The sequence below is a fragment of the Brenneria sp. g21c3 genome, from assembly GCF_040240345.1.
In the GTDB taxonomy this organism is placed as follows: Bacteria; Pseudomonadota; Gammaproteobacteria; order Enterobacterales; family Enterobacteriaceae; genus Brenneria.
Window position 1 is genome coordinate 151,190 of the sequence record NZ_JBEIAB010000009.1, and the last position, 23,239, is coordinate 174,428.

The following is a 23,239-nucleotide window of genomic DNA, read 5'->3' on the forward strand; positions in this document are numbered from 1 at the left end:
ATGACCGGTGAAAAATGGCTACGGCGTAATGAAAAGCGACGATTGAACTGCCGTTAAAGCAGGGTGGATGAAATCCTGACGATCAGAAGAAACAATAGTTGCAATCGTCGATAATTGCCATTTTACGCGGCAAATTTAGCGCGCTATTTCCATCGCGGGTGACGAACGGGAAAAACAGGCCGATAAACAGGAGGGCAAAAAGGCCACAAGCCGATTTCCCGCGGTAATTTTGCTTACAAATAAGTAGCTTGTCTCCCTGATGCAGGATAAGGATGCTAACCTGTGGGGATAAAGTAATGGCGGTCGGCCTGACCGGCCGTTTATCAGGTATGAGGAAGTAAGCATGGCGGGTTCGACACGCAGCATCATAGTTTCAAAAGGACTCCAGACGATACTCAATATCGGATTGCTGATATTGGCTATCATTCTGGTGATTTTTCTGGGGAAAGAGACCTACCATCTGGCGCAGGTATTGTTGATTACCAATGAGAAAGACTCATCTTATCAATTGATTGAAAGTATTGTGATCTACTTTCTGTATTTCGAATTTATCGCGTTGATCGTGAAGTATTTCCAGTCGGGATATCACTTTCCGCTGCGTTATTTTGTTTATATCGGCATCACGGCGATCATCCGGCTGATTATCGTCGATCATAAAAACCCGATTGATACGCTGATTTACGCCGCCGCTATTTTGCTGCTGGTGATTACGCTCTACCTGGCGAACAGCAATCGCCTGAAGCGTGAATAATCTTCCCGGCCCCTCCTGCCGTAGGAGGTTGTTTCTTAGTCACATTTTTATGCGGACGCAGAGGCAGTTTCGTGCGCCACAATGCCGTCATTCCCATGCTACGTCGTAGCACGCGCCCGACATAGGGGGCTCAAACGCCAGCCCCCTATGAACCCGGGCTTGCGGCTAAATTATGCCGCTGCGCGGTGCCTTCTTCGGTATCAGGCTTAACGGACCGCTTGCGACACGGAATACTCGTCTCATCCCTGAGACTCGCCCTGGCGGGCCAGCGCAAGCGCTGTTCAAAAACGCTCCCGGCGTTTTTGTCCGACGTGGCGCAAGCTTTCGCCGCGTCCATGCGGCTCATCCTAAGCCTGCTATCTCCTCAGCATAATTTTTTACGCCGCGTAACAGCCACCTCCGTCAGCGCTCCCTGCATTTGTGTATAAGAGACTGCGCAGGATGAGGCGGCAACGTCGGGCGCGCTAGCCGAGTAATGGACACTGCGGCGGCAGGCGGCAATGAATCGCCGCCGGAATCACCTCGATACGAAAATGTTTTGCGTTAAAGGGTTCGCCATCCAGATTAAAGGTCATCTCATTCGGCGCGGTAATCTCCAGCCAGGGCAGGGAGGCCGAAATCATATTGGGGTTCTCTTCGCCGGTAAACCAGGCTTGCAGCATATTGGGCAATAGCTCCCGTGCCGACAGGATCCTTAATTCCAACTGACCGTCATTCAACAAGCCATCCGGACAAAGTTGCTGACCGCCGCCGGCCTGGCGCCCATTGCCGATCGCCACCACCCAGGTATCGCCCGACCAGTTAAAATCCGGGCCGCGGATTTCACAGCGCTCGGATTGCAGCATATCCATGCGCAGCAGCGCGTTGAGGATATAGGATACGCCGCCCAGCGCCGCTTTCATTTTTGCCGGGGTTTCCGTGGTAATGCGGGTCGCGAACCCGCCCGTCGCCATGTTGATGAAGTAGTGCTCGTCATTCACTTTGGCCAGATCAATGGCGGTCGCCCGGCCCTTGATCGCCAGCGCCAGCGCGTTATGCACGTCAATCGGGATCTGACAGCTGGTGGCGAAGTCGTTGGCGGTACCCAGCGGAATGATCCCCATGCAGGGGCGGATTGCCGCCGGTTGACCCGCCAGCGCGCCGGCGACTTCATTGATCGTGCCGTCGCCGCCGGCGGCGATGACGTTTTCGACTTTCAACTGGACGGCTTCCTCCACGTAGCGACGCGCGTCGCCGGCTTCCCAGGTCACTCTGACATGCAAGGTATTGCCATCCTTACGCCACTCGCCGATGGACTGACGAAGCTGATCATTATCGGTATTTTTCCCATTCAGAATGAGCAGCGTGGCAGGGGATTGATCCATGGAGTTCTCCAGATTCGGTGTTTCAATTTAGATAAAGATAATGATAAACCCACGACGGCTGGCGAGAAATATCGGCTCTTCGACAAGCACAAACGACGCGATATCCGCGTTCGGTTAAGCGCCGCAGCGGCCTGCCCTCTAATAATAGTCAGTAAATACAATTAGTCAGCAAAAACACAGGTTGAAACCGGATGGTGCGGCTGTGGGGGCAGGATTACGCTTACGGCAAAAAAAGAAAAGCCAGCTCAAGGGAGATTGAGCTGGCCAAGGAGGTGGTTCCTAGTAGTATCACTACGCTTATTTTTCGTTCTACATTTTCTCAGCGAGACAATACTAACTATTAGGTTCAGCAATTGATGTGATCTGATTCTAATATTTGTTTAAAGTCCCAATCTTTGTGTCTGTATCCCGTTTTTTTCCGTCGCAGGCATTGGCCCTGCGACGGGAAAACAAGGGCGGCGGGCGTTATTTCGCGTTTGGATTGCGGGTCGTCGTACCCGGCAGGTTGCGTAATAACAGCGCATATTCCAGCGCAATGTCCTCCGGCACCGGCAGATAGACGATATGTCCGTTGCCCGGCGCGACGTCGGTCGCTTGCCCTTTGGCGTTTTGCATGGCTTCGATGGTGAATTGAACGTTGCCTTTAGGCGTCATCATTTCCACGCTGTCGCCGCAGGAGAATTTATTTTTCACCGCGACTTCCGCCAGCCCGTCGCGACGAACGCCGGTGAACTCGCCGACAAACTGCTGACGATCGGACACCGAATAGCCATACTCGTAGTTCTGATAATCCTCATGCACGTGGCGACGCAGGAATCCCTCGGTATAGCCGCGGTGAGCCAGACCTTCCAGCGTTTCCAGCAGGCTCGGATCAAAGGGTTTTCCGGCCGCGGCGTCGTCAATCGCGCGGCGATAGACCTGCGCGGTGCGGGCGCAGTAGTAAAACGATTTGGTGCGGCCTTCGATTTTCAGCGAATGAACCTGCATTTGCGTCAGTCGCTCCACGTGCTGAATGGCGCGCAAATCGCGCGAATTCATGATATAGGTGCCGTGTTCGTCCTCAAAGGCGCTCATGTATTCGCCGGGACGCTGACTCTCTTCCAGCATAAAGACTTTATCGGTCGGTTCGCCAATGCCCAGCGCCGGCTCGACATTTTTCACCGCAATCGGCTCGTGCTGATGAACGATATTGCCGACTTCATCTTCCTTTCCTTCCTGCACCTTGTATTCCCAACGACAGGCGTTGGTGCAGGTTCCCTGATTGGGGTCGCGTTTATTGATGTAGCCGGACAGCAGGCAGCGGCCGGAATAGGCCATGCAGAGCGCGCCGTGAACAAAGATTTCCAGTTCCATCTCCGGCACCTGGCTGCGGATTTCGGCAATCTCTTCCAGCGACAGCTCGCGCGAGAGAATAACGCGGCTCAGCCCCATCTGTTGCCAGAATTTCACCGTCGCCCAGTTGACGGCGTTAGCCTGAACGGACAGGTGGACCGGCATCTGCGGGAAGTTTTCCCGCACCAGCATAATCAGTCCCGGATCGGACATGATCAGCGCATCCGGCCCCATTTCAATGACCGGTTGCAGGTCGCGCAGGAAGGTTTTCAGTTTGGCGTTATGCGGCGCGATATTGACCACCACATAGAATTTCTTACCCAGTTCATGGGCTTCATTGATGGCCTGCGCCAGCGTCTGATGGTTGAATTCGTTATTGCGCACCCGCAGGCTGTAACGCGGTTGACCGGCGTAAATCGCATCCGCGCCATAGGCGAAGGCGTAACGCATATTTTTCAGCGTGCCGGCCGGAGAAAGCAGTTCCGGTTTAAACATGATGTCTCTCGATTTCTGATCACAAGTCAGGCTGCTCCCGGCTGGGAGCAGTAAAGGCGGGGATTCTAGCGCTTATCAGGGAAAAAAGCAGCAGACGGCCCACAAAAAGTAGGCCTATTGACGCGGTTATCGGCGAGCGATCCGGCTCAACCCTTGAGCGCCACCCGGGATGCGCCCAAGCGTTCACGGTCATGGGGGCGGGAAAAATCGACCAACGGGCCTAATGGCACGATACCGGTCGGGTTCAGCCATCTGATGCCGTAATAGCCGGCTTTGATATGCGCGATATTGACGGTCTCTTGCACGCCCGGCCATTGGTAAAGTTCGCGCAGGTAGTTCGACAGATTGGGATAATCCTCAATGCGGCGGAAATTGCATTTGAACGCGCCATGATAGGCGACGTCGAAACGGATCAGCGTGACGAACAGGCGCCAGTCGGCTTCCGTCAGGGTGTCGCCGGCAATATAACGGTTTGTCGCCAGATGCGCCTCGACCTCGTCCAGCGTCGAGAACAGGGTCGTGACCGCCTGGTTATAGCTCTCCTGCGTTTTGGCAAAGCCTGTTTTGTAGACGCCGTTATTGATGCCGTGATAAATCGTCGTATTCCAGCGGTCGATATCGGCGCGCAGCGCGGGCGGATAGAAATCAAGCGTGTTGCCGGTCAGTGGGTCAAAGCCATCGTTGAGGATACGGATGATATCCGCCGATTCGTTGTTGACGATGCGCCCTTCCTGCCGATCCCATAGCACCGGAACCGATACTTTTCCGCTGTAGCCTTTGTCCGTCGCGGTATACAGTTGATGCAGAAAACGGACCGGGCCAATGTGTTCGCCCGCATCCTGCGGCGTGCTGAATTCCCAGCCGTTGTCCCCGATGCAGGGCTCGGCGATGGAAAGCCGGACGACGTTTTCCAACCCTTTCAGCTTACGGAAGAGCAAGGTACGCGAGGCCCACGGACAGAGATAAGAGACAAACAGCTGATAACGATCGGGCTCGGCGACAATGTCGGTCTGCCGGAATGTCGTTTCCTGACGCTGGAACGCCCCGTTCTTGATTTCTTCGGCGGCGACATCGCCGTTAACCCATTTCCCATCCACTAAACCTGACATTACGCCTCTCTACTATTCAATTATGATTACCGTCAGGTATAAGCCTATCAGCCGGCGATAAAGAAAAAATGATAAATATTTCACTAAGTCGGACAGATTTTTTGACCAGGGGGTCTATACCAGTTCGCCAGGTTCGGCCTCCCAGCGGTAGCCCATACCGTAAACCGTACGGATGAACGAGGTTTCCCCATCAAGCTGTTCCAGCTTGCGCCGCAGATTTTTGATATGGCTGTCGATGGTGCGATCGGTCACCACCCGGTAGTCGTCATAGAGTTTATCCAGCAGCGCCTCGCGGGAAAACACCTTGCCCGGCTCGGTGGACAGCGTTTTGAGCAGCCGCAGTTCCGCGGGCGTCAGGTCGAGGTTTTGCCCCAGATAGCTGGCCTGCAAACTGCTTTTATCAATGCGTAACGCGGATTTATCCGCCGGTTTTGGGGCCGCCGACAGCCAGCCGCAGCGGCGCAGCAGGGTGCGTACCCGCACCACCACTTCCCGCGGGCTGAAGGGCTTACAGATATAATCGTCCGCGCCGATTTCCAGTCCCAGCAGGCGATCAATCTCTTCGCTGCGCGCGGTGACCATAATGATGGGGACATTGGAAAACTGGCGGATGGTGCGGCATAGCGTCAGGCCATCGGTACCCGGCAACATCAGGTCCAGCAGGATCAGCGCCGGCGGATTTTGCCTGACCCAGTCGATCACCTCGTCGCCGTTGCAGATCCAGTGAGCCTGATAACCGGCGGTTTGTAGATAATCAACCAGCAGTCGCCCCAGTTTTGGCTCATCTTCAACAATCAGCACCGGTAACGGCGGGGCGGAAATAGGGTCGGTTATCATCATTACGGATTCTGTCATGGACGTTATCTATCTGGCGAATGCAAGGGAAGCTCGATGGTAATCAGCAGACCACCTAACGGCGAATGCTCAGCATACAGTCGTCCGCCATGCGCCTCAACGATATTGTTGGCAATCGCTAATCCCAGTCCTGAGCCGCCGCTGGCGCGATTACGCGAGCTTTCCGCCCGGTAAAAACGTTCAAATATCAGCGTCAGTTGCTCGTCGCTTACCCCGGGGGCGCTGTCCTGCCAGGTGATAAGCAGCCGGTTCCGGCGCGCGGCGGCGCGGATCTCCACTGTCCCCTGTTCGTCGGTGTAACGCAGGCTGTTTTCCAGCAGATTATTAAATAACTGGATTAAACGATCCGGATCGCCGAATGTGCCGGCCTGCTCGGGTAAATCCACCCGCAGCGTAATCTGTTTTTTCAGGTAGCGCGCATGAAAGGCGGCGATGGCGATGTGCAGCAGTTGTCCGACATCCACCGCGCGCATACGGTAGGTCAGCGCGCCCCGATCGGACAGCGACAGTTGGTGCAGGTCGTCCACCAGTTTGGTCAGGGTGGTCACTTCCGTCTGTAATGAATGCAGCGAAGCGGCGTTGGGCTGACGCACGCCGTCCTGTAGCGCTTCCAGCTCGCCGCGCAATACCGCCAGCGGCGTGCGCAGCTCATGGGAAATGTCCGCCATAAACGCGCGGCGCGACTGTTCGTTTTTTTCCAATGCGCCGGCGAGCAGGTTAAAGTCCTGCGCCAGTCGACCCAACTCATCGTGCGAGGTGGCGGTGACGCGGGCGCTGAAATCGCCCGCCGCCAGATGATGTATGCCGCTGACCAGCCGTTTAACCGGCGCCAGCAGGCCGCGCGCGGTCAGCCAGGTGGCCAGAATCGCCAGCAGGGTGGAGAGCGCCACGATCAGCCAACTGGTGCGCTGTTGTTGCAGGTCGAAATTGATATCGGCATTGCGCGTCAGGCGTTCGGCGGGGGGCGCGACCACCCAGCCGACCGTCTGGTTTTGCACCTTAATCGCCTGTCGTATGCCTTCCGTCGGCAGCGCCCGCGGGGGGCCGAACAGGATCGTGTCGTCGGTATCCAGCACCCAGAGGCGAACGCGCCAGCCTTGTAAGGCATTGTTGGCGCCGTCCTCGTTATTCTGCTCCATTGAGTGCAGTATTTTGGCGACCAAACGTTCATTGTTGCGCAAAAACGACCAGTCGCCGTACTGTTGATATTGCTCCGCCAGCGTATCGCGCAACTGCGTCACTCGTTGCTCGTTGCCGCGTTTAATATAGTCGATGAATCCGCGTTCAAAGCTGACGCGCACGCCCCAGTGCATGGTGATCAGCACCAGCATACAGGTGGCGAAAATCGCGAAGAACAATTTAGCGGTGATGCCGAATCTCATAGTGACCTCACAACCGGCGGGAAAGCGTTGACTGTTTAACGGTATCCGGCGGCACGCGGTTAAAGATGAACGCAGGCAAAGCAATAACGATCGCGATGCTGAGATAGGTATAAAGGAACACGCTATGGGTCGCCGCGAGTTCCGTCGTCAGGTGATGGCGGGAAAACATGCCCAGTAATATCCCCGCAATGCTGACGCCCAGGCTGGTGGACAACTGCATGGTCATTGACAGCAGACTGTTGCCGCCGCTGGCGAGAGTATCGGGCAGATCTTTCAGCGTCAGGGTATTCATGGCGGAAAAACGGATGGCGTTCACCGAACCGAGGAAAAACAGCACCACGGGTATCAGCCAGATCCAATTCATCATCGCCACCAGCGCAAATAACAGGGTGATCAGCGCCAGCAGCAGCGTGGAGGCCATCAGCACCCGACGGTAGCCGAAGCGGTTGACGATCTGCACCACCACCCGCTTGATGCCCATATTGCCCAGCACCATGGGGATCATCATCAGCCCGGCATGAAAAGGCGATAATCCGACGCCCAATTGCAGGAAGAGCGGCGTTAGAAAGGGCAGCGTGCCGTTGCCGATCCGCGCCAGAAAACCGCCGCTCAAGCCGACGGAAAAGGTTCGGGTGTTGAACATGCGCAGATTAAACAGCGCCCGGCTATTATCGCGGGCATGCAGCCAGTAGCTCAGCAGCGAAACCAGGCCGACGGCGGTCAGCGCGAAAATCACCCCCGGCGGAATGCCGAGGCTGTTGTGGCCGTCCAGCGCCAGCGTCAGGGTCGCCATGCCGACGGCAAGCCATAAAAATCCCAGAATATCAAAGCGCTGGGTTTGCATGGTGTAATTGGGCATCAGCAGCCAGGTGGCGACCGCGCCGGCGATGCCGACCGGCAAATTGATCAGAAAAATCCAGTGCCAACTGGCGTACTCGACCAGAAAACCGCCAAGCGCCGGCCCCAGCAACGGGCCGATCTGCCCCGGCAGGGTGACGAATGTCATGGCGGCCATGTACTGATCGCGCGGCACGATTTTCATCACCGTCAGGCGGCCGACCGGCACCATCATGGCGCCGCCGATGCCTTGCACCACTCGTGAGATTACCAGCTCATTCAGCGTTTCCGCGCGAGCGCACAGCAGCGAACCCAGGGTGAATAGCAAAATGGCGGAGAAAAAAATGTTTTTGACGCCGAGACGATCCGCCAGCCAGCCGCTGGCGGGCAGCATAATCGCCACCGTCAATACATAGGACACGATCACCGAGTGCATATGCAATGGGTTTTCGTTCAGGCTGACCGCCATCGAGGGCAGGGCGGTATTGACAATCGTGGTGTCCAGCGTCTGCATAAAAAAGCCAAAGGCCACAATCCACAATTGCCAGCGCACGGAGGCGGGCTGAGTCAGCATGTAGCAGGACGCTCCCGAAGGTCAAATTGGTGAACCATATGCGATGTTACCTTCCACTTTTAAGACTGTCGTACTGGCTTTGTCGCCGCGCCGCGTCGCCTAATCCGCAGTCGGTCGAAAAACAGATACACCACCGGCGTGGTATACAGCGTCAGAAGCTGGCTCATCACCAGACCGCCGACGATGGTGATCCCCAGCGGTTGACGCAATTCCGCGCCATCGCCGCTGCCGAGTATCAGCGGCAGCGCGCCGAACAGCGCGGCCAGCGTCGTCATCATGATCGGGCGAAAGCGCAGCAGGCTGGCCTGGAATATGGCGTCTCTGGCGCTGAGTCCGCCGCTGCGTTGCGCCGTCAGCGCGAAGTCCACCATCATAATGGCATTCTTCTTGACGATGCCGATTAATAACATAATCCCAATCAGGGCGATCAGGCTAAACGGCGCGCCGAACCACTCCAGCGCCAGCAGGGCGCCCACCCCGGCGGAGGGCAGGGTAGAGAGAATGGTCAGGGGATGGATATAGCTTTCATACAACACCCCCAGCACGATATACACGGTGATAATCGCGGCCAGAATCAGCATCACCTGCGACGACTGCGACTGCTGGAAAGCCTGCGCGGTGCCGGAGAACTGGCCGCGCACCGACGGCGGCACGCCCAGCGCGGTCATGGTTCTTTCAATCGCCGTGGCGGCTTCGGAAAGCGTCGCGCCTTCCGGCAGGTTAAAGGCGATGGTCGAGGCGGCGGACAACCCCTGATGGTTGACCGACAGCGGCGCATTGACCGGCCGCCAACTTGCGAAATAGGACAGCGGGATCGGTTTGCCTTCGCCGTTGATCACAAACATTTTTCCCAATGCGCTGACATCCTGCGTATAGGCCGCATCCACCTCCATGACCACTTTGTACTGATTTAACGGCTGATAAATGGTCGATATCTGACGCTGGCCGAACGCGTTATTCAACAAGGCATTGACCGCGGAGACGTTGATCCCCAGCCGGGCCAGCGAGTCGCGATCGTAGGTCAGCGCCATCTCCGCGCCTTTATCCTGCTGATCGGAGTTAATGTCGGCCAGTTCGGGCAATTGACTCAGCGCCGCGCGGATTTTTGGCTCCCAGGCGCGCAGTTCGCCGAGGTCGTCCGAAAGCAGGGTGTATTGATAACCGGCGCTGGATTCCCGTCCGCCGATACGGATATCCTGCACCGCCATTAAAAACAGATTCGCGCCGGGCTCCTCCGCCAGTTTTTCGCGTAAACGGCTAATGACCTGCTGGGCGCTGACGTCGCGTTCGGACAGCGGCTTGAGTGAAACAAACATCGATCCGCTATTGGCGCGCGAGCCGCCGGTAAAGCCGGTGACGTTATCCACCGCCGGATCGTTGCGCACGATGGTCATAAAGTTCTGGAGTTTCTGTTTCATCGCCTGAAAGGAGATGCTTTGGTCGGCCTGAATAAATCCCATCAACCTGCCGGTGTCCTGCTCAGGGAAAAAGGTTTTTGGAATACTGATATACAGCCAGACGTTGAGAACGATGGTCGCCAATAACACCACCAGCACCCAGCGGGCGTGGTCGAGCACCCAGCTAAGCGAACGGCCGTAAGCTTGTTGCAACGCGATCAGGACGCGGCCGAAGCCGCGTTTGGGGCGCAGGCTGCGTTTGGGCGCCGCGCGCAACAATCTGGCGCACATCATGGGCGTCAGGGTCAGCGAAACCAGCAGTGAAATCGCAATCGCCGCCGACAGCGTGACGGCGAATTCGCGGAATAACCTGCCCGGCAACCCCTCCATCAGCAGCAGCGGAATAAACACCGCGATCAGCGAGATACTCATCGACAGCACGGTGAAACCGACCTCGCGCACGCCCTGCAACGACGCCTGCAACGGTTTCATCCCGGCTTCAATATGGCGTGAAATATTTTCCAGCACCACGATGGCGTCATCCACCACGAATCCGGTGGCGATGGTCAGCGCCATCAGGGACAGATTATTCAGACTGAAGCCGCACAGATACATGACGGCGAAGGTGCCGATGAGCGAAACCGGCACCGCCGCCGCCGGGATCAACGTCGCCCGTCCTGAACGCAGGAACAGGAACACCACCAGAATGACCAGCGCCACGGCAATGATTAGCGAGCGCTCGACCTCTTCCACCGAAGCGCGGATCGTCGGCGATCGGTCCTGGGCGACATCAAGCTGGATCTCGGCGGGCAGACTGGCGTGCAGTTCGGGCAACGCCGCGCGGATACTGTCCACGGTAGTGATGATATTGGCGTCGGGCGCGCGCCGTATTATGATCAGAACGGCCGGTTTGGCGTTGCTCATTCCGGCATTGCGCGCATCCTGCACCGAATCCGTCACCGTGGCGACGTCGCTCAGCCGCACGGCGCCTCCGTTGCGGTAGTGAATAATCAACGGTCGATAGGCGGCGGCCGTTTTCAATTCATCGTTGGTTTTTATCTGCCAGCGTTGCTGGTGGTTTTCAATGTCGCCCAGCGGACGGCGAATGTTGGCCTGACTAATCGCCTGCCGGACTTCATCCAGCGAAACGCCCTGATTGAACAGCGCCTGCGGATTGAGCGCGACGCGCACGGCGGGCAGCGAGCTTCCGCCGACGGAGACATCGCCCACGCCTTCCATCTGGGCGATTTTCTGCGCCAACTGGGTGGAGGCGTAATCATACAGCCGCCCCTGGTCGTAGGTATCCGATGTCAGCGTCAGGATCATGATCGGCGCATCGGTAGGGTTCGCTTTTCGATAGGTCGGTCGGCTGGCCATGCCCGACGGCAGCAGGTTTTGCGCCGCATTAATGGCCGCCTGCACATCGCGCGCCGCGCCGTTGATATCCCTGTCGAGATTAAACACCAGAATAATACGGGTGCTGCCCAGCGAACTCGATGAGGTCATTTCCGTGACGCCGGCGATGCGGCCCAACGCGCGCTCCAGCGGCGTCGCAACCGACGAGGCCATGGTTTCCGGCGACGCGCCGGGCAGCGAGGCGCTGACCGAAATCACCGGGAATTCCACCTGCGGCAGCGGCGATACCGGCAGCAGGCGGAAACCGAGCGCGCCGCAGATGGCAATCGCCAATGTCAGCAGCGTGGTGGCAACCGGCCGATGGATGAACAGGGCGAAGAACCTCACTCGATCTCTTCCTCCTGACGGGGCGCCGGGCGGACATGCCGCGCCATCCGGTCGAACAGCAGATAAATCACCGGGGTGGTGAACAGCGTCAATATCTGACTCATGATCAGACCGCCCACCATGCAGATCCCCAGCGGCTGGCGCAATTCGGCGCCCACGCCGGTGCTCAGCATCAGCGGCAGGGCGCTAAGCAAGGCGGCCATGGTGGTCATCAGTATCGGACGGAAACGCAGCAGACAGGCCTGATAGATGGCGTCATACGGACTCATGCCCTGTTCGCGCTCCGCCGACAGCGCGAAGTCGATCATCATGATGGCGTTCTTTTTCACGATGCCGATCAGCAAAATGATGCCGATGACGGCAATCACATCCAGCTCGCTGCCGGCGATGATCAGCGCCAGCAACGCGCCGACGCCCGCGGTCGGCAGCGTGGACAGAATGGTCACCGGATGGATGAAACTTTCATACAGTATGCCGAGAACGATGTACATGGCGACAATCGCCGCGATAATCAGCCACACCGTGCTGTCGAGGGCGGACTGGAAAGCCAGCGTCGCGCCCTGAAACCGCGTGGTGATGTCCGCGGGCAGCGCCATCTGCCGTTCCGCCTGCATGATGGCTTCCACCGCTTCGCCCAGCGCATAGTCGCCGTTCACATTGAAGGAAATGACGGCGGCGGGCAACCGATCGATATGGTTGATGGACAGCGGCCCGAGACGCTCCTCGATGGTCGCGATGCCGCTCAGCGGAATGGTTCCGCCGTCGCTGCCGATTAGGCGGATATCGTGCAGCGCGTCCAGCCCGTTATTCCGGCTGGTATCGTGTTCTAGCACCACGCGATACTGGCTGGATTGGGTGTAGATAGTGGAAATCAGCCGCTGGCCGAAAGCGTTATACAGCGCGCTGTCGACCGCCGACATGCTGATCCCCAGGCGGCTGGCGCTGTCGCGGTCGACCTTCACATACGCGACGGGAGCCTGATCCTGCCAGTCGCTGCTGACGTCCTCCAACTGCGGCAGTTTCTGTAGAACGGTCATCAATTTGGGCACCCACAGACTCAGTTCATCCTGCGACAAGGCCTGGAGCGTGAACTGATACTGCGTCCGGCTGAGCTGGGTATCTATGGTGAGATCCTGCACCGGTTGCAGATAAAGCCGCACGCCGGGGATCTGCGCGGTTTCCCGTTGCAGCCGACTGATAATGGCGGGAATGCGCTCGCTGCGTTCGTTAATCGGCTTCAGGCTGATTTGCAGGCGACCGCTGTTGAGCGCGGCATTGGCGCCGTCGACGCCGACGAAAGAGGATACGCTCTGTACCGCCGGATCTTTCATGATGAGGGAAGCGACCTGCCGCTGACGATCGGCCATGTTGCTGAATGAGACCGACTGCGGCGCCTGCACCGTTCCCTGAATAATGCTGTTGTCCTGCACCGGGAAAAACCCTTTCGGGATCCACAGATAGAGCAGGACGGTGAGCAACAGGGTTCCCAGCGCCACGCCCAGCGTCAGCCAGGGATGATGCAGCACTTTGCTCAACCAGACGCCGTAAAGCGCAATCAGCCGGTTAAAGAAACGTTCGCTGGCGCGGGTAAAGCGGTTCTGCTTACGCAGCGATTGATGGCTAAGCAGTCGGGCGCACATCATCGGCGTCAGGGTCAGCGAAATCACGGCGGAAATGAGAATAGACACGGCCAGCGTGATGGCGAACTCACGGAACAGCCGGCCGATGATATCGCCCATGAAAAGCAACGGGATCAGCACGGCGACCAGCGAGAAGGTCAGCGAGATGATGGTGAAACCAATCTCGCCGACGCCCTTCAGCGCGGCGTCGAGCGGCTTTTCCCCTTTTTCTATATAGCGGGAGATGTTCTCAATCACCACGATCGCATCGTCGACCACAAAGCCGGTGGCGATGGTCAGCGCCATCAGCGTCAGGTTATTAATCGAGAAGCCAAGAAAATACATCGCGCAAAAGGTGCCGACCAGCGAGAGCGGCACGGCAATGCTGGGAATGAGCGTCGCGACCGCGTTGCGCAAAAACAGGTAAATCACCATCACCACCAGGGCGATCGCCAGCAGCAATTCGAACTGCACATCCTTTACCGAAGCGCGAATGTTGGTGGTCCGGTCGGTCAATATCGAAACATCGACCGATTTAGGCAGGCTGGCGATGAGCGCGGGCAACATCTGGCGGATGCTGTCCGTCGTGGTAATGACGTTGGCGCCCGGTTGCCGCTGCACGTTGATGATGATGGCCTGCTGACGATTCGCCCAGGCCGCCAGATAGGTATTTTCCGCCGCCTGCGCTATATCGGCGACATCACGCAGGCGTACCGGCGCCTCATTGCGCCAGGCGATGATTAACCGGCGATAATCCTCGATGGATTTCATCTGATCGTTGGCCGATAAGGTCACCGAGCGGGTCGGTCCGTCCAGGCTCCCTTTGGCGGAGTTGACGTTGGCGGCGGTAATGGCGGTGCGGACTTCTTCGCTGGTCAGCCCGTAAGCCGCCAGCGCCGGCGCATTCAGCTTTACCCGAACCGCCGGACGTTGTCCGCCCGCCAGCGAAACCAGCCCGACGCCGGAAACCTGCGAGATCTTCTGCGCGACGCGGTTATCGACCAGGTCGTGCAATTGCGTCATCGGCATGGCGCTGGAGGTGACGGCCAGCGTGATAATCGGCGGATCGGCCGGGTTGACCTTACTGTAGGTCGGCGGATAAGGCAGATCGTCGGGCAGCAGATTGGCGGCGGCGTTGATGGCCGCCTGTACGTCCTGTTCGGCGACATCCAGCGCCAGTTCCAGTTGGAATTGCAGCGTAATCACGGACGCGCCGCCGGCGCTTTGAGTCGACATCTGTTTCAGCCCGGATATCTGCCCGAACTGACGTTCCAGCGGCGCGCTGATGGCCGAGGTCACCACCTCGGGGCTGGCGCCCGGATAAAGCGTGACGACCTGGATCGTCGGGTAGTCGACTTCCGGCAGCGCCGAAACCGGCATGGCGCGGTAGCCGATGATGCCGGCCAGCAATATCGCGACCATAAGCAGCGTGGTGGCGATCGGGCGCAGGATAAAGATCCGCGATGGGCCGCCGCCGACTGGAACGGTATCCTGCATCAGGGTCTCTCCCCGGTGGCGGTCGGCGTTTCCCCGGTCGAGGCGGAAGGGATCACCTCAACCTTCTCCCCTTCGGTCAGGCGGTCGATGCCATCGGTGACCACCCGGACATTTTCCGCCAGCCCGGCGGCGATCACGATGTTCCGACCGTATTGAATACCGGTGGTCACCAGGCGTTTGCTGACTTCATTTTTGTCATTCATGATCCAGACAAAATGACCTTCATTCCCCATCTGCACCGCGGCGGCGGGGGCCACGATCGCGTTTTGCAGCGTATCCACCTTCATACGGATATTGACGAACTGGTTGGGAAATAGCGCGTCATCGCTGTTCTCGAAACGGGCCTTCAGCTTGACGGTGCCGGTGGTGGTATCGATCTGATTATCCATACTCAGCAGACGGCCTTGCGACAGCTTGCGCTGATTGGTTCGATCCCAGGCTTCAGCCACCGGCGGCTGTGCGGCCTTTTGCGCTTTCAGTACGGTGGCGATCTCGCTTTCCGGCAGGGTGAACACCACATCGATAGGCTGGGTCTGAGTGATCACCACGATGCCGTTGGCGTCGCCGCTGGTGATGTAATTCCCTGCATCGACCTGTTTCAATCCCACGCGTCCGCTGATGGGCGCGGTAATTTTGCTATAGGCCAACTGGAGTTCGGCGCTGGCCACCGCGCCTTCGTCGGCCTTGACCGTGCCTTCAGACTGACGCACCAACGACAGCTGCGCGTCCAGTTCCTGTTGCGAGATCAGATTGGTTTTCACCAGTTTCTGATAACGGGCTAGATCCTGCCGGGCGTTGGCGAGCGTCGCCTGATCTTTGGCCAGTTGCCCCTGGGCCTGCGTCAGTTCCACCTGATAGGGGCGGGGGTCGATTTCGGCCAGCAGGTCGCCTGCGTTGACCTGCTGCCCTTCCTGAAAATGCAACGCCATCAGTTCGCCGTTAACCCGGCTGCGCAGGGTCACCGTGTTGGCGGCGGTGACGGTGCCCAACCCGGAAAGATAGTAGGGTACCGATGCCGCCTGCGTGCGCGCGGCCTGCACGGGGGGCGTGGCGTTCATGGCGGCGCGGCGACCGCCGCCGCCGCTGAGACGTGACGGTTGGCCGGCCTGATGCCCGGACTGGCCGGACGGCGATGAAGGTTGAGTGAAATGACGCCAAAGCAACAGCGCGGCGATAACGACAACGATGAGCATCAACAGGCGAGAGAGGCGTTTGGCATTCATAGTAATGGGCTAATTTCTCCAGATTGCTCAGGCGCTGAGCAGGTCCATGGAACAATTTTTTTATCATACAAGTTTAAACAGAAGGTATCGGACAAAAATGGAGGAAATATGGAAGATATGTCAGGGTTTGTTTATGTGGGAAACGCTGATTGCCGGTTACGCGGCGCGTTGGATGTCGTCTTCGCGCCGGCGGGGACGCCGGCGCGGGCATGATGCGCGTTACAGCACCAGTCCGGCGATGGACGCAGACAGAATACTGACCAGCGTGGAACCGTAAACCAGTTTCAGGCCGAAGCGGGAAACCACGTTCCCCTGATGTTCGTTCAGACCTTTAATCGCGCCGGCAATGATGCCGATAGAAGAGAAGTTGGCGAACGAAACCAGGAACACGGACAGGATGCCAACGCTGCGCGGCGACAGTTCTCCCGCCACTTTTTGCAGTTCCAGCATGGCGACGAATTCGTTGGAAACCAGTTTGGTCGCCATGATGCTGCCGACCTGCAAGGCCTCATGCGAAGGGATGCCCATGATCCAGGCAAACGGATAGAACGCATACCCCAGAATTTCCTGGAAGCTGATGCCGAAAATCGCGCTACAGATGGCGTTAATGGCGGCAATCAGCGCGATGAAGCCAATCAGCATGGCGGCAACGATAACCGCGACTTTAAAGCCCGCCAGAATGTATTCGCCCAGCATTTCGAAGAAGCTCTGGTTTTCATGAATATTGCCCAGTTGCAATTCCGGCTCTTCGCCCACTTTGTACGGGTTGATGAGCGACAGCACGATAAAGGTGCTGAACATGTTCAGGATCAGCGCGGCGACGACAAACTTGGAGTCCAGCATTGACATGTAAGCGCCGACAATCGACATGGAAACCGTCGACATCGCCGTCGCCGCCATGGTGTACATGCGCTTTTCAGACATCTTGCCCAGGATATCCTTGTAGGCGATAAAGTTCTCGGATTGACCGAGGATCAGCGAACTGACGGCGTTAAACGATTCCAGTTTCCCCATGCCGTTGATTTTGGAAAGAATGGTGCCAATCAGACGGATGATGATCGGCAACAGCTTGATATATTGCAGGATGCCAATCAGGGCGGAAATGAAGACGATAGGGCAGAGCACTTTAAAGAAGAAAGAGATGAGATTTTTATCGCTGTTGACCATATCGCCAAAGACAAAATCGGTTCCCTGCCCCGCAAACCCCAGCAATTTATCGAACATGGCGGCGAAACCCGTTACCGCGCCCAGTCCGGCATCCGAATAAAGGAAAAAGTAAGCGAGCAGAATTTCAACGACCAGAAGTTGAATGATGAAGCGGATACGGATGTTTTTACGATCGCGGCAAATGAGTAACGACAACGCGGCGACAACAGCTAATGCTAATACAAATTGTGCAATATGCGACAGGGACATGTTTGCTCCAAATATGAGGCAGGCCAAATTTTCCTGTTCATTCTATGTAACGAATTCACTAAAAATGAGAGGAGTAACGCAAAAGCACGAGTATATCTTGGATCATTATGCAAACTAAATGCTGTGTCCCGTTATCAGGGCTTTTTATCCATTCATTATTTTGATACCACCGGAAAATGGCGGTTTTTTCAGCAAAAAGTACATAAAATAGCGCTCCGGCTGAATAATCAGGGGCAAAGGGCCATAACAGATTGTTATGCATTAACGCATTGCGCGCATCAATGATGGGGGCGGCGCGCCGAATTGGGGGGCGAGCGGTTCAGTCGTCCTATGCTTTGGGGGAGGTTTGTCGCCGGCTTCATTTCGTCGGCATCGTCTTCCTGTTCTTGTATGTCGTGAGATTAAGGTGAGAATGCAAATGGACAAGAGTGAAATTGAAAAACTGGTTAAGCGGTATCCCCTGGTGCAACGCCTCATCAATCTGGACGACGTGACCTGGTTTAACCCCCATGTCGCCTCCGCGGCGCAAGGACTGCCTTACGTCGGACTGACGGCGGAGGATGTCGCCGATGCGCAAGCCCGGCTGCAACGCTTTGCGCCTTATCTGTGTCTGGCTTTCCCGGAGACCGCCGACGCGCAAGGCATCATTGAATCGGATGTGGTGGCGATTCCGGCGATGCGGCAGGCGATGGCGCAGCGCTACCAGCAACCGATTGCCGGTCAAATGTGGCTGAAAAAAGACAGCCATTTGCCTATTTCCGGCTCCATCAAGGCGCGCGGCGGTATCTATGAAGTGCTGGCTCATGCCGAGAAGTTGGCGCTGTCGGCCGGTTTGCTGAGTCTGGAGGATGATTACCGTATCCTCTATACCGATACATTCCGGCGGTTCTTCAGCCAGTACCGTATCGCCGTCGGCTCGACCGGCAATCTGGGCATGTCGATCGGCATTATCAGCGCCAAATTGGGGTTTAACGTCAGCGTGCATATGTCCGCCGATGCGCGCGCCTGGAAGAAGCAAACGTTGCGTGATAACGGCGTGAACGTGGTGGAGTACGCGCAGGATTACGGCGTCGCCGTGGCTCAGGGGCGTAAAGAAGCGGCGTCGGATCCCCGCTGCTTTTTCATCGACGATGAGAACTCCCGCACGCTGTTTCTGGGGTATGCGGTGGCCGGCGGCCGTTTGCGTCAACAGTTCGCGCAAATGAATCAGCCCGTCGATGAACGGCATCCGCTGTTTGTGTATCTTCCCTGCGGCGTGGGCGGCGGCCCCGGCGGGGTGGCGTTCGGGCTGAAGCTGGCGTTTGGCGACCATGTACACTGCATTTTCGCTGAACCGACCCATTCTCCCTGTATGTTGCTGGGCGTCCATACCGGATTGCACGACGCTATCGCGGTACAGGATATCGGCATCGACAATTTGACCGCCGCCGACGGTCTGGCGGTGGGGCGGCCCTCAGGCTTTGTCGGACGGGCGATGGAGCGACTGCTGGACGGGTTTTATACCCTGAGCGACCGGGAAATGTATCAATTGCTTGGCATGCTCCACCGCAGCGAAAACCTTCAGTTGGAGCCGTCCGCGCTGGCGGGCATGGCGGGGCCGATGCGGGTGTGCGGGGATACCGACTATCTGCGGGCGCGGGGGATTGATGGCGAAACCCTGCAACGGGCGACGCATCTGGTTTGGGCTACCGGCGGCGGGATGGTGCCCGCGCACGAAATGGCGAACTATCTGGCGATGGCCGAGTCGCCATAAGCGCCATCATCTTTCCGTCATGCCCGCGATACGAGTGTAACCGTTTTCATAAAAATCGTTATTTCCCGTGGGACGGCGGGCTGACGGAGTGGCGGCGAACCAGCGTCGGGCTGAACATGTTGGTCGTTTCCTTCAGCGGTTTCCCCTGATGCAGGGCGATAGCCAGCTCGGCGGCTTGCGTCGCCATCGCGGAAATGGGGTAATGCACCGTGGTCAGGCGGGGACGGAGATAGCGCGCGATCAGCACGTCGTCAAATCCCACGACGGACATATCCTGAGGAACGTTGATGCTGTTATCGCTGAGCACGGACAGCGCGCCGGCGGCCATGGGGTCGTTGTAACACACCACGGCGGTCATCTTCCCGCCGCGGCTCAGCAGCTCGGTCATGGCGGATTCTCCGCCCATTTCATCAGGCGCGGCGCGGGCTATCAGCCGTTCATCTACCGTCACGTCATGTTCATTCAGCGCGTCGATATAGCCCTGTAACCGATCGAATGAATCGGAAATCTGGTGGTTCGAACAGAGAAAACCAATCTTGCGGTGGCCTTCCTGAATCAGGTGGCGGGTAGCCAGCCAGGCGCCGTAGCGGTCGTCCAGCGCCACGCAGCGGTTTTCATAGCCCGGCAGCGTACGGTTGATCAGCACCATATCGGGAATATGGCTCATCAGGGTCGCCAGTTCCTGATCCGCAATCATTTTGGCGTGTACCACCAGTCCGGCGCAGCGGTGACGAATCAGTTGTTCTATCGCTTTCTTCTCTTGTTCGGCATTGTGGTAACCATTGCCGATAAGTAAAAAATTGCCCGTCGCCTGCGCGATTTGCTCCACCGATTTCACCATGGTGCCGAAAAAAGGATCGGAAACATCCGCCACCACCAGACCCAGCGTTTCCGCGCTTTGATGCGCAAGGGCTCTGGCATTGGCGTTAGGATGATACTGCAATTCAGCCATCGCCTTATGCACCGCCTTGCGCGAAGCGTCGCTGGCTTTGGGCGAGTCGTTGATGACGCGTGAAACCGTTGCAACTGATACCCCTGCCAGGCGAGCGACATCTTTGATTGTGGCCATGTAAGATTCCCGAACAATAGGTTGCCGAATATACCGATGTTACCGGCAGATGCTCCCCTCTGCGGCAGACAAAAAACGCTTATGTGATCGACGTCACGACCAGAGTAACTCCCCGCTTTTCAAACCTCATCCTGAGGTTTAAATTTAGGGTAAACGGTTACACTAAAGTGGTGAACGAGGACGTGCCGTTTATTCTCATGGTGATTATGCCCGTTATTTCGCAGACAAAAAACGGGCGTGCGTATTAAGCCTCGCCTGCTGCCGGTCAATATCGCGGCGGTGAAAAGGGGCAGTCGTGTTTTAAGGAGCGTCTTTTATGTTATTTGAACCCACCGAGCACCCGCACCGCCGCTTCAATCCGTTGAAAGGGGAGTGGATCCTGGTCTCGCCTCATCGGGCTAAGCGCCCGTGGCAAGGGCAGCAGGATGAACCCGATCGCCGTACGCCGCCGCCGCATGACCCAACCTGCTATTTGTGTGCAGGGAATAAGCGCATCACCGGCGATGTGAATCCGCAATATCAGGGTACGTTTGTTTTCACCAATGACTTTTCCGCCCTGATGGAAGATACCCCGGCGGTTTCGTCCGGCGACGATCCGCTATTTCGGATACAAAGCGCCCGGGGCGTCAGCCGCGTGATCTGTTTCTCGCCCGATCACAGCAAAAGCCTGCCTGAATTACCGTTGTCAGCCCTGAAAAGGATCATCGACACCTGGAGCGAACAGACGTCGGAACTGGGACAACGTTATCCCTGGGTACAAGTGTTTGAAAATAAAGGTTCGATGATGGGCTGCTCGAACCCGCATCCGCACGGGCAGGTCTGGGCCAACGATTTTTTACCTAATGAAGCGGCGCGCGAAGATCGGCAGCAGCGGGCTTATTTTACAGACTACGGCTCGCCGCTCCTGCTTGACTATGCGCAGCGCGAGTTGGCTGACGGCAGCCGGCTGGTGGTGGAAACCGAATTCTGGCTGGCGGTGGTGCCTTACTGGGCGTCCTGGCCGTTTGAAACCCTGTTGCTGCCCAGGTTCGCCGTACGGCGGCTGCCGCAGCTAAGCGAACCGCAGCGTGCAGATCTCGCCGTAGCGCTGAAAAAATTGACCAGCCGCTACGATAACCTGTTTCAGTGTTCATTCCCGTACTCCATGGGGTGGCACGGCGCGCCATTCAACGGGGAAGAGAATGCCCACTGGCAACTGCACGCCCATTTCTATCCGCCGTTATTACGTTCGGCCAGCGTGCGCAAGTTTATGGTCGGTTACGAAATGCTGGCGGAAGCCCAGCGCGACCTGACGGCGGAACAGGCCGCCGAACGTCTGCGGGCCGTCAGCGATATCCATTTTCGTGAGCAAATTTGAGGGCATTTTATGAACCGTATCGATTCTTTGCGTCAGTCGGCCAGGTCGACGTTCGAACGCGTATTCGGCTATACGCCGCAGGCGGAGATTCAGGCGCCGGGACGGGTGAACCTGATTGGCGAGCATACCGATTACAATGATGGTTTTGTTTTACCCTGCGCCATTGATTATCAGACGGTGATCGCCGCGGCCGCCCGGCAGGATAATCTGGTGCGCGTGGTGGCGGTAAATTTCGACGAGCAGCGGGACGAGTTTGACCTGACGCAGGAGATTCGGCCGCATGCGGAATATACCTGGGCGAACTATGTGCGCGGCACCGTCAAGTTTTTACAGGCGCGCGGCCTGCCGATTAGCGGCATGGATATGGTGATTTCCGGCAATGTGCCGGCGGGGGCGGGGCTAAGCTCTTCGGCTTCGCTGGAGGTGGCTATCGGACAAACGTTCAAGACGCTCAATCGCCTGGACGTCAGCCAGTTGACGCTGGCGTTAACCGGTCAGCAGGCGGAAAACGATTTTGTCGGCTGTAGCTGCGGCATTATGGATCAGTTTATTTCGGCTCAGGGGCAGTCCGGCCATGCGTTATTGATCGACTGCCGATCGCTGGCAGGGCGCGCGGTGCGGATGTTGGACGGGTTCGATATCCTGATTGTGAATTCCAATGTGCGCCGCGGACTGGTTGACAGCGAATACAATACCCGTCGCCAACAGTGCGAGGCGGCGGCGCGGCATTTCGGCGTTAAAGCGTTGCGCGATTTGTCCCTGGAACGGTTTGAAGCGGGATTGACGGGACTGGATCCGCTAACGGCGCGGCGCGCCCGCCATGTGATTACGGAAAACAATCGCACGCTGGAAGCCGCCGCTGCGCTGGCGCAGCAGGATGCCGAGCGCCTGTTTACCCTGATGGCCGAGTCTCATATCTCTATGCGCGATGATTTTGAAATCACGGTGCCTCAAATTGATATATTGGTTGAACTGATTCAGGCGCATGTAGGCAAGCGGGGCGGCGCCAGAATGACGGGCGGCGGTTTTGGCGGCTGCGTGGTATCGCTGGTGCCGGCCGAGCTGACCGACGACGTTTGCCGGATGCTTGCGCGCGAATACCCGGCGCGTACCGGATTACAGCCGGCTATCTATCTCTGCCAGCCGTCCGACGGCGCCGGTCCGCTGAACTGACACTTTCCTCATCGCTCTGACGTAGAGTGGTTTGCTTTCGATCCCATCAAACAGGGGGGCAGCAGCGCCCTGTTTGATTCTTCATTTTGCAATAATGATAAACAATATTATTAACGATATAATAATTTGATTTTAAATGATATTTTAAATATTTCCCCATCAAAACCGCTTGCCTGTCTGATCGTGTTTTCGGCATAATACGCGCCATAAAATTTCTCAATGGACATGAAAGGGAAACCGCATGGAGCGCAATTACGCCATACCCTCGTCTTTTTCTTCGTTAACCGCCACGC

The 23,239-nt window shown here is 57.3% G+C and carries 16 protein-coding genes; 4 read left to right on the forward strand and 12 right to left on the reverse strand.

Going from position 1 to position 23,239, the window contains the following annotated elements; genetic code table 11:
• Positions 1–343: 343 nt before the first annotated feature.
• Complete coding sequence (gene psiE, locus ABRZ28_RS15085; protein ID WP_319605346.1) at positions 344–751, forward strand: phosphate-starvation-inducible protein PsiE; 408 nt, start codon at positions 344–346, stop codon at positions 749–751.
• A gap of 464 nt (positions 752–1,215) precedes the next feature.
• On the opposite strand, the gene yegS is transcribed toward psiE, so the two are convergent.
• The 10 genes from yegS to ABRZ28_RS15135 all read right to left on the reverse strand — a co-directional run bounded on the left by yegS (position 1,216) and on the right by ABRZ28_RS15135 (position 17,588).
• A complete protein-coding gene (gene yegS / locus ABRZ28_RS15090; RefSeq protein ID WP_330520731.1) occupies positions 1,216–2,115 on the reverse strand; it encodes a lipid kinase YegS in 900 nt (299 codons plus the stop codon).
• Positions 2,116–2,580: 465 nt separating this feature from the next.
• Complete coding sequence (gene trhP, locus ABRZ28_RS15095) at positions 2,581–3,942, reverse strand: prephenate-dependent tRNA uridine(34) hydroxylase TrhP (RefSeq protein WP_319605348.1); 1,362 nt, start codon at positions 3,940–3,942, stop codon at positions 2,581–2,583.
• A 146-nt stretch (positions 3,943–4,088) separates the two neighbouring features.
• A complete protein-coding gene (locus ABRZ28_RS15100; protein WP_319605349.1) occupies positions 4,089–5,051 on the reverse strand; it encodes a glutathione S-transferase family protein in 963 nt (320 codons plus the stop codon).
• Positions 5,052–5,165: 114 nt separating this feature from the next.
• Positions 5,166–5,888, reverse strand: a complete 723-nt coding sequence (gene baeR / locus ABRZ28_RS15105) for an envelope stress response regulator BaeR (RefSeq protein WP_442878706.1) — start codon at positions 5,886–5,888, stop codon at positions 5,166–5,168.
• 23 nt (positions 5,889–5,911) lie between these two features.
• Positions 5,912–7,288, reverse strand: coding sequence for an envelope stress sensor histidine kinase BaeS (gene baeS / locus ABRZ28_RS15110; protein ID WP_330520733.1), 1,377 nt, complete (start codon positions 7,286–7,288; stop codon positions 5,912–5,914).
• Between the two features lie 7 nt (positions 7,289–7,295).
• On the reverse strand, positions 7,296–8,699 hold the full coding sequence (locus ABRZ28_RS15115; RefSeq protein WP_330520735.1) for an MFS transporter: 1,404 nt from the start codon (positions 8,697–8,699) through the stop codon (positions 7,296–7,298).
• A gap of 59 nt (positions 8,700–8,758) precedes the next feature.
• Positions 8,759–11,839, reverse strand: coding sequence for a multidrug efflux RND transporter permease subunit MdtC (gene mdtC, locus ABRZ28_RS15120; protein WP_330520736.1), 3,081 nt, complete (start codon positions 11,837–11,839; stop codon positions 8,759–8,761).
• Entirely contained in the window at positions 11,836–14,955 is a 3,120-nt protein-coding gene (locus tag ABRZ28_RS15125) for an MdtB/MuxB family multidrug efflux RND transporter permease subunit (protein ID WP_330520738.1), read from the reverse strand. The genes mdtC and ABRZ28_RS15125 overlap by 4 nt, the downstream gene beginning before the upstream one ends.
• On the reverse strand, positions 14,955–16,178 hold the full coding sequence (locus tag ABRZ28_RS15130) for an MdtA/MuxA family multidrug efflux RND transporter periplasmic adaptor subunit (RefSeq protein ID WP_330520741.1): 1,224 nt from the start codon (positions 16,176–16,178) through the stop codon (positions 14,955–14,957). Before ABRZ28_RS15130 ends, ABRZ28_RS15125 begins: the two co-directional genes overlap by 1 nt.
• Before the next feature lie 219 nt (positions 16,179–16,397).
• The gene (locus ABRZ28_RS15135; protein ID WP_319605367.1) at positions 16,398–17,588 is read right to left on the reverse strand and encodes a NupC/NupG family nucleoside CNT transporter; all 1,191 of its coding nucleotides are present in this window, start codon (positions 17,586–17,588) and stop codon (positions 16,398–16,400) included.
• A gap of 424 nt (positions 17,589–18,012) precedes the next feature.
• On the opposite strand from ABRZ28_RS15135, the gene dsdA reads away from it, so the two are divergent.
• Entirely contained in the window at positions 18,013–19,347 is a 1,335-nt protein-coding gene (dsdA, locus tag ABRZ28_RS15140; RefSeq protein ID WP_330520744.1) for a D-serine ammonia-lyase, read from the forward strand.
• A gap of 58 nt (positions 19,348–19,405) precedes the next feature.
• Here dsdA and galR read toward each other — a convergent pair whose 3' ends face one another.
• Positions 19,406–20,416 (reverse strand): HTH-type transcriptional regulator GalR, encoded by a 1,011-nt coding sequence (gene galR, locus ABRZ28_RS15145; protein WP_330520747.1) that lies wholly within the window; start codon positions 20,414–20,416, stop codon positions 19,406–19,408.
• 316 nt (positions 20,417–20,732) lie between these two features.
• Here galR and galT point away from each other — a divergent pair, with 316 nt between their 5' ends.
• Complete coding sequence (galT, locus tag ABRZ28_RS15150; protein WP_330520749.1) at positions 20,733–21,773, forward strand: galactose-1-phosphate uridylyltransferase; 1,041 nt, start codon at positions 20,733–20,735, stop codon at positions 21,771–21,773.
• 9 nt (positions 21,774–21,782) lie between these two features.
• The gene (gene galK, locus ABRZ28_RS15155) at positions 21,783–22,946 is read left to right on the forward strand and encodes a galactokinase (protein ID WP_319605358.1); all 1,164 of its coding nucleotides are present in this window, start codon (positions 21,783–21,785) and stop codon (positions 22,944–22,946) included.
• Between the two features lie 110 nt (positions 22,947–23,056).
• On the opposite strand, the gene ABRZ28_RS15160 is transcribed toward galK, so the two are convergent.
• On the reverse strand, positions 23,057–23,239 hold a 183-nt coding region (locus ABRZ28_RS15160), incomplete at its 5' end, for a hypothetical protein (RefSeq protein ID WP_330520751.1).